The sequence below is a fragment of the Pseudomonas sp. ERMR1:02 genome, from assembly GCF_002277815.1.
Classification (GTDB): Bacteria; Pseudomonadota; Gammaproteobacteria; order Pseudomonadales; family Pseudomonadaceae; genus Aquipseudomonas.
Map to the genome: position 1 here is coordinate 41,278 of NZ_NKJI01000033.1, position 6,104 is coordinate 47,381.

The 6,104-nt window shown below is 57.0% G+C and carries 4 protein-coding genes and 3 pseudogenes; 2 read left to right on the forward strand and 5 right to left on the reverse strand.

Annotated elements, in window-relative coordinates:
* The first annotated feature begins 2 nt into the window (after positions 1-2).
* Positions 3-1,625 carry a dihydrolipoyllysine-residue acetyltransferase gene (gene aceF, locus CES87_RS30800; protein WP_128609137.1) on the forward strand — a complete coding sequence of 541 codons (1,623 nt, stop codon included), beginning with the start codon at positions 3-5 and terminating at the stop codon, positions 1,623-1,625.
* A gap of 278 nt (positions 1,626-1,903) precedes the next feature.
* Entirely contained in the window at positions 1,904-2,224 is a 321-nt protein-coding gene (locus CES87_RS30805; RefSeq protein ID WP_178081517.1) for a hypothetical protein, read from the forward strand.
* Here CES87_RS30805 and CES87_RS33870 read toward each other — a convergent pair.
* From CES87_RS33870 to CES87_RS30830, 5 genes and pseudogenes are all read right to left on the reverse strand, one after another.
* Complete coding sequence (locus CES87_RS33870) at positions 2,218-2,637, reverse strand: transporter (RefSeq protein WP_256591154.1); 420 nt, start codon at positions 2,635-2,637, stop codon at positions 2,218-2,220. The two genes, CES87_RS30805 and CES87_RS33870, sit on opposite strands and share 7 nt — an antisense overlap.
* Before the next feature lie 363 nt (positions 2,638-3,000).
* Positions 3,001-4,420 (reverse strand): annotated as a pseudogene (locus CES87_RS30815) (OprD family outer membrane porin).
* A gap of 18 nt (positions 4,421-4,438) precedes the next feature.
* Positions 4,439-5,389: pseudogene (locus CES87_RS30820) on the reverse strand (biotin/lipoyl-binding protein).
* Entirely contained in the window at positions 5,386-5,571 is a 186-nt protein-coding gene (locus tag CES87_RS30825) for a DUF1656 domain-containing protein (protein WP_128609139.1), read from the reverse strand. The pseudogene CES87_RS30820 and the gene CES87_RS30825 overlap by 4 nt, the downstream one beginning before the upstream one ends.
* 6 nt (positions 5,572-5,577) lie before the next feature.
* A pseudogene (locus CES87_RS30830) lies at positions 5,578-6,104 on the reverse strand (FUSC family protein); the annotation flags it as partial.

Below are 6,104 nucleotides of genomic sequence, written 5' to 3' on the forward strand. Positions count from 1 at the left end.
CTGTGAGCGAACTCATTCGCGTACCTGACATCGGCAGCGGTGAAGGTGAAGTAATTGAACTGTTTGTGAAGGTCGGCGACCGTATCGAAGCCGATCAGAGCATCCTGACACTGGAATCGGACAAGGCGAGCATGGAAGTGCCTGCGCCGAAGGCCGGTATCATCAAGAGCCTGAAAGTGAAGCTGGGCGACCGCCTGAAAGAAGGCGACGAACTGCTGGAGCTGGAAGTCGAAGGTGCTGCTGCGTCCCCTGCGGCTGCCGCTGCGCCTGCTGCGATAGCAGCGGAAAAACCGACCGCTGCGCCAGCGCCGGCTGCTCCTGCTGCTGCGCCTGCTGCCGCTTCGGTTCAACAAGTGCACGTGCCGGATATCGGTTCGTCGGGCAAGGCCCAGATCATCGAAATCCAGGTCAAGGTTGGCGACACCGTCGAGGCTGATCAGTCGCTGATCACCCTGGAATCCGACAAGGCCAGCATGGAAATCCCTTCGCCTGCCGCTGGCGTAGTCAAGAGCATCAGCGTCAAGCTCAACGACGAAGTCGGCACCGGCGACCTGATCCTGGATCTGGAAGTGGCGGGTGCCGCAGCACCGGCTGCTGCAGCTCCAGCTCAGGCGGCTACTCCGACTCCTGCCGTGGCACCGCCTGCCGCGCCAGAATCTGCTGCAAAAGCCGAGGCTGCTCCAGCTGTTCCAGCACCAAGCGGCGCCAAGGTTCACGCCGGCCCTGCCGTGCGTCAACTGGTCCGCGAATACGGCGTCGAGCTGAGCGCGGTGAGCCCCAGTGGCCCGCACAGTCGCGTGCTCAAGGATGACGTGCAGGTTTACGTCAAAGCCATGATGCAGAAGGCCAAGGAAGCGCCAGCCGCTGCTGCCGGCGCAACCGGTGGCGCGGGCATCCCGCCGATCCCGGTCGTGGACTTCAGCCGTTTCGGTGAGACCGAAGAAGTGCCGATGACTCGCCTGATGCAAATCGGCGCGTCGAGCCTGCATCGCAGCTGGCTGAACATTCCGCATGTGACTCAGTTCGATTCGGCTGATATCACCGAGCTGGAAGCGTTCCGTAACGCTCAGAAAGCCGTCGCAGAGAAGGCCGGCGTCAAGCTGACCATCCTGCCGCTGCTGCTCAAGTCCTGCGCGCACCTGCTCAAGGAGCTGCCGGACTTCAACAGCTCGCTGGCACCAAGCGGCAAAGCGATCATCCGCAAGAAATACGTGAACATCGGCTTCGCCGTCGATACTCCAGATGGCCTGCTGGTACCGGTCATCAAGAACGTCGACCAGAAGAGCCTGTTGCAGCTTGCGGCTGAGGCGGCTGCGCTGGTTGCCAAGGCCCGCGACAAAAAGCTCACCGCTGACGACATGCAAGGCGCCTGCTTCACCATTTCCAGCCTCGGTCACATTGGCGGCACCGGCTTCACGCCAATCGTCAACGCGCCGGAAGTGGCGATCCTCGGTGTTTCCAAGGCAACCATCCAGCCAGTCTGGGACGGCAAAGCCTTCCAGCCGAAACTGATGCTGCCGCTGTCGCTGTCCTACGATCACCGCGTGATCAACGGCGCCGCTGCGGCACGCTTCACCAAGCGTCTGAGCGATCTGCTGGCGGACGTTCGGATGCTGCTTTTATGACGGGTTCGATGTTAGGCCTGTGGTGCGGGATAAACCTTGTACTCACCCCCACATCGCGCGATTCACTGTTGGTGTGATGCATGGAGAGCAGACGGCTTCACGGGTACAAGGACAACCCATGCATGTCGTCGAGCCCCTGCGTATCTGCGGTGACAAAAAACACAAGGGTGTTTTTTCCAGGCTCTGTCGCGTAGCGAGATCAACAAGCACTGCATCATCAGCTGTGTCGTCTAGTTCGGCGCGTATGTGTAAGGTCGATTCACAGAGAAATTTCAGTTATGCATAATCCGCTATCGGTAGCCCTGGCACTCATTGCTTTAGGCTCAATCTCTGCTTGTTCCACGCAGCTGACACAAAAAGGCTCGAAAGTTGACTTGGTCACGGCATCTTCGTCGGATGGTTGCATCCTGATCAAGATGTTCACCGTAAAAGGCTCAAACCGAGACGAAACGTTACGCATGGCTTTTAATGAGGCAGGCGTCCTGGGGGCAGACAGCATGGCTGTGGCGGACGGCAAGGAAATCGCCACTGGAGCCGAGATAAACGGTGTCGCCCTAAGTTGCCAGAAGCGAACGGACGACACTAATGGCCCTCAATAAATCAGCGCTGGACTAAATGCGTGGAGGTAACGCAGCGTCACCTGTGTTCCCTGTGAGCGATTTTCAGCACCGCTTTCAAAATACAGGTTGGCAAACAGTGTCTGCTTGCCTTGCTGATACATCACACCCGGCCCGAGGCCCACCACTTGCTCCCGAGAGTCTTTTTGCCGATGACCATCGATCCTATCATTGCTGATCTGTTTGAGCTGGTAACCGGCCACCCCTACCCGCCAGCTATCAGAGACGGCATAGGGAACTGCGAGATTGCTATGAATAGCCTCGCCCGGCTGGATGCTGTCGGCCATTAATGCGGACGCCGGATCGTTGTTGCGACTTGACCTCGCATAATGAAAGCGACCGCTTCCGAGTACCGAGCGAGGCGCCCACTGCAACTGAAGCGGGCTGATGACCATGTCGCCCTATCATGAACGACTGCCATCAGGTCCGTGGTCGATATCCAGGTCCAGATGTAACGAGTGGCAACCGCATTTCCGCACTATAGGTAGCCCCCCGAACAGTGTTGGAGCTGATGTAGGCAAAATGCGGAAGCACGGTCGTACTGCGGACTTTTTGCGATCCCGGTTTCGAGTGGCCTCGAGCATTATTCGCCGAGTCGCTGCGATAGTTTGCGCGGGCAATTCGAAGAGCATTCCCGGGCCTGGGCGGCAAACCAACGTTATCGGCCTCGCTCGTTGAACAAACAAAAAACGAGCTGATGCCGATTTCCTTGATTAATCCTGCCTGCTGTCGCCTGTCATACCCTATTACGCTATTTGTTAAAAAATGCTGAACGGATAGTCCACGATCACGCGGTACTCATCGGCGTTCGAATTGCCACGGGTGTTTCCCGGAGCAGTGTAACCGTCACCCGTGCGATGCGCGGCCCAGCGCAGTGTCATGTTCAAACCCTTTGCCTTCCCGTCGGGCACGGCATAACGCAAAGCGACGTCGCGCTCCCAATGATGAGCATCCTTTGCGGAAGCGTTGAAGATGTAGCCATACCCTTTACTCGCGGGATCCACGCGGGTCAGATCGGCTTCGCCTCGGGTATAGGAAGTGCTGAACTGGACATTCGGTGCATCCAGAAACTTCAGGCTGGTCTGATATTGAAGCTTCCAGGATTTTTCCCCAGGCCCGTTGAAGTCTGCGTACTGCTGAGAATTGCTCAGGTAAAGGAACGACCGGTCATCCTGGGCTATGTAATCGAAGGGTGTATTGCCGTCGATTTTTTGCAGGCCCAGGGTCAGGCTCTGGCCAGCGCCCGACACCGTAAGGCCGCCGCTGTAGGTGTCATTGTCGATGCTACCGAGTTGACTCTGACCCTGATCACGAGTTTTGAAATAATGCAGATACGGCGTCAATGTCAGCGCTGGCGTCAATTTCAATGGCCAGCTCGCTCCCGCGTAATACTGATCCAGATATCGCTCAACTGTCCGCCATAGACCGTCAGCGTAAGAGCTCCCGGCACACTGTAAACACCTCCGAGCCAACCCATGTACGGGCTTTCACGGTCGGCAGGCAATCCCGCCTTGTTGCTCGCGCCATAGCTGGTGACAAGGTGGCTTTGACCACTCTGATTACGCAAGCGTGTGGAATCGACCCAGCCGACGTCGAGGGTCAGGTCCGGCACGCTATAGTTTTTCAAGGTAACGCCACGAAAGGTCTGGGGAAACACCCGGCTAACGCCACCCGCTACGACAGGGTTCTCAAGGTATTGATCGCCAGCCTGGACCAGACTGTCAAAGCCCCGCAATTTCAACGCGGCTCCGGCGGCAGAGAAGTCCGATTCCGGCTCTTTTTCGAGTTCAGCGGGAGTAGTCCTGCACCTCCGCTGCCCCCTCCACCATCCAGTTTGAGCCCATAAAACCCATGAACATCAATCCCGACGCCGATGGGCGTATCGGTATAACCGGAGCGAAAAGACAGATAAGCACCTTGTACCCACTCACGCTGGTCGAGCCTGGCCGGGGTGTTGTGATTATCGCGACTGAAGTAGTAGTTACGCAACAGTCCATTGAGTGAAGAGCCACTGACAAAACCAGCCGGCACCGACATTTCGGCCTTCTGCCGATCATTGATTCCGGTGCTAAGGTTATCCCGTTGGCCCAGGGAGTTATCGGCAAAGGCGTTACACATTGCCAGCGAAATACCAAACGGTATCGAGATTCCCACAAGTTGCTTCAAAGGGTGGCTCATCAACGCGGCTCCGTCTTATTATTGGGAGGTTTCCAACACCGTTACCGTGGCCGTGGTACCTGCACGCAGACCTTTCCCAACGTACTCCGGATCAATCTGGATTCGTACGGGGACGCGCTGAGCCAGCTTGACCAAGTGTAGCTAGGGTTGATATTGGCGAGTAATCGATTGCCCGGCGAGTTCTCCCGATCGGTGATAGCGAAGGCGATACTTTGCACCACCCCCCGAAAGTCTCGCCACTCATCAACTGAATCCGGACCTTGTTGCCCTCCGTGATTCTCGGCAGCTTGGTTTCTTCAAAGTAGCCACTGACATAGAACGAGTCACTGTCGACCAAGGCCAGCAGCGCACCAGCGGCACTGGCGTAGTCGCCTTGACGGGTCAGAAGATTGGTGACATAGCACTCACGGGGGCCACAACCCGAGTGCGTTGCAAGTCGAGCTCCGCCTCGGTCCTTGCAGCGATGGCCAGTTGCACGTTGGCTTGCGCAAGCCCCAGATTCGCCTGATTTCGTAACAACTCGGCCTGAGCCACCGCCACTTCGGTGCTGGATTTCTCCCACTCTTCACCTGAGATTGCGAAACCTTGTTTAAGGGTGCGACGACGGTGCTCTTCGCTCTGACGTTGCTTGAGCAAGGCCTCGCTGGCAATGATGGCCGCCTGGGATTGCCCCAGCGTGGCTTTGGCTACTTCGACTGAACGTTTGGCATGTTCGACAGCCAGCGTGTAACGCGCCGGATCAATCTCTAATAGCAGGTCCCCCATCTCGACATGCTGGTTGTCCTGCACGCGCAAACTGACGATGCGACCGGAAACATCAGCGGATAAGGTCACCACATCTGCCCGTACTCGCGCATCGCGAGTCCAGGGTGAGCGGGTGTAGTGCTCCCAGGCAAACCAGCCGAGTATTAACGCCAGCAAGACAACAACAAGGGTCACCAGTTGGGCAAGGCTTTTTTTTAAGGTCATGGAGTTCCCATCAATAAAATCACAACGGCACAGACGCAGGCATAGAGCGCGCCTTCAAACAATGCTTCGTGCCAGACGAAGCGCAGCACGCCAACTCGGCGCATACCCCAGTCGAGCAGTATGAAAATCGGCAACGCCAGCAACAAGGCTTGGGCAATGGGTGGCAAGTAGACGCCACCCATCTCGAATCAATGGGCAAGGACCGACACTCCTACTTCAGAAGGTTCAATAAGCTCGCGATAACGCTCGATAAATGACGCCACAATCAGCAATGCGACGCGGATCCGAAACACCGAACGCAGGTGTTCGTGGGCGGACAGCAACTCTTCGGAATACAGGTCGTCCAGCTCATCACCCAAGGTTCGCAAGTTGTCGAGCAAGGCATTCAGATCGATGTCCGCGCGGCCTGCGATATACCTTCCGCTCAGGCGTAAGATAGACTGCAAACGGCCTTTTACCTCGACCGTCAACAAGGTATTGCGCTGGCCCTGTTGTTTGAGTTGATTGAGTGCCACCCCAGTGCCATACACGCCAGGCTGACTTCGAACAGTTCACTAGAGCGCCGGTTATTGGCGCCGGCAACAGCCCCAGCATGATGGTCAGGCAATCGACCATGCGGCTTTCAAACGCAAACTGCTGTTCGTCCGCCGCCGACGTTTTCAGCAAGGCATACACCTGTTCGCGAGCTTCTTTGAACAATCGACGGATGCGCAGC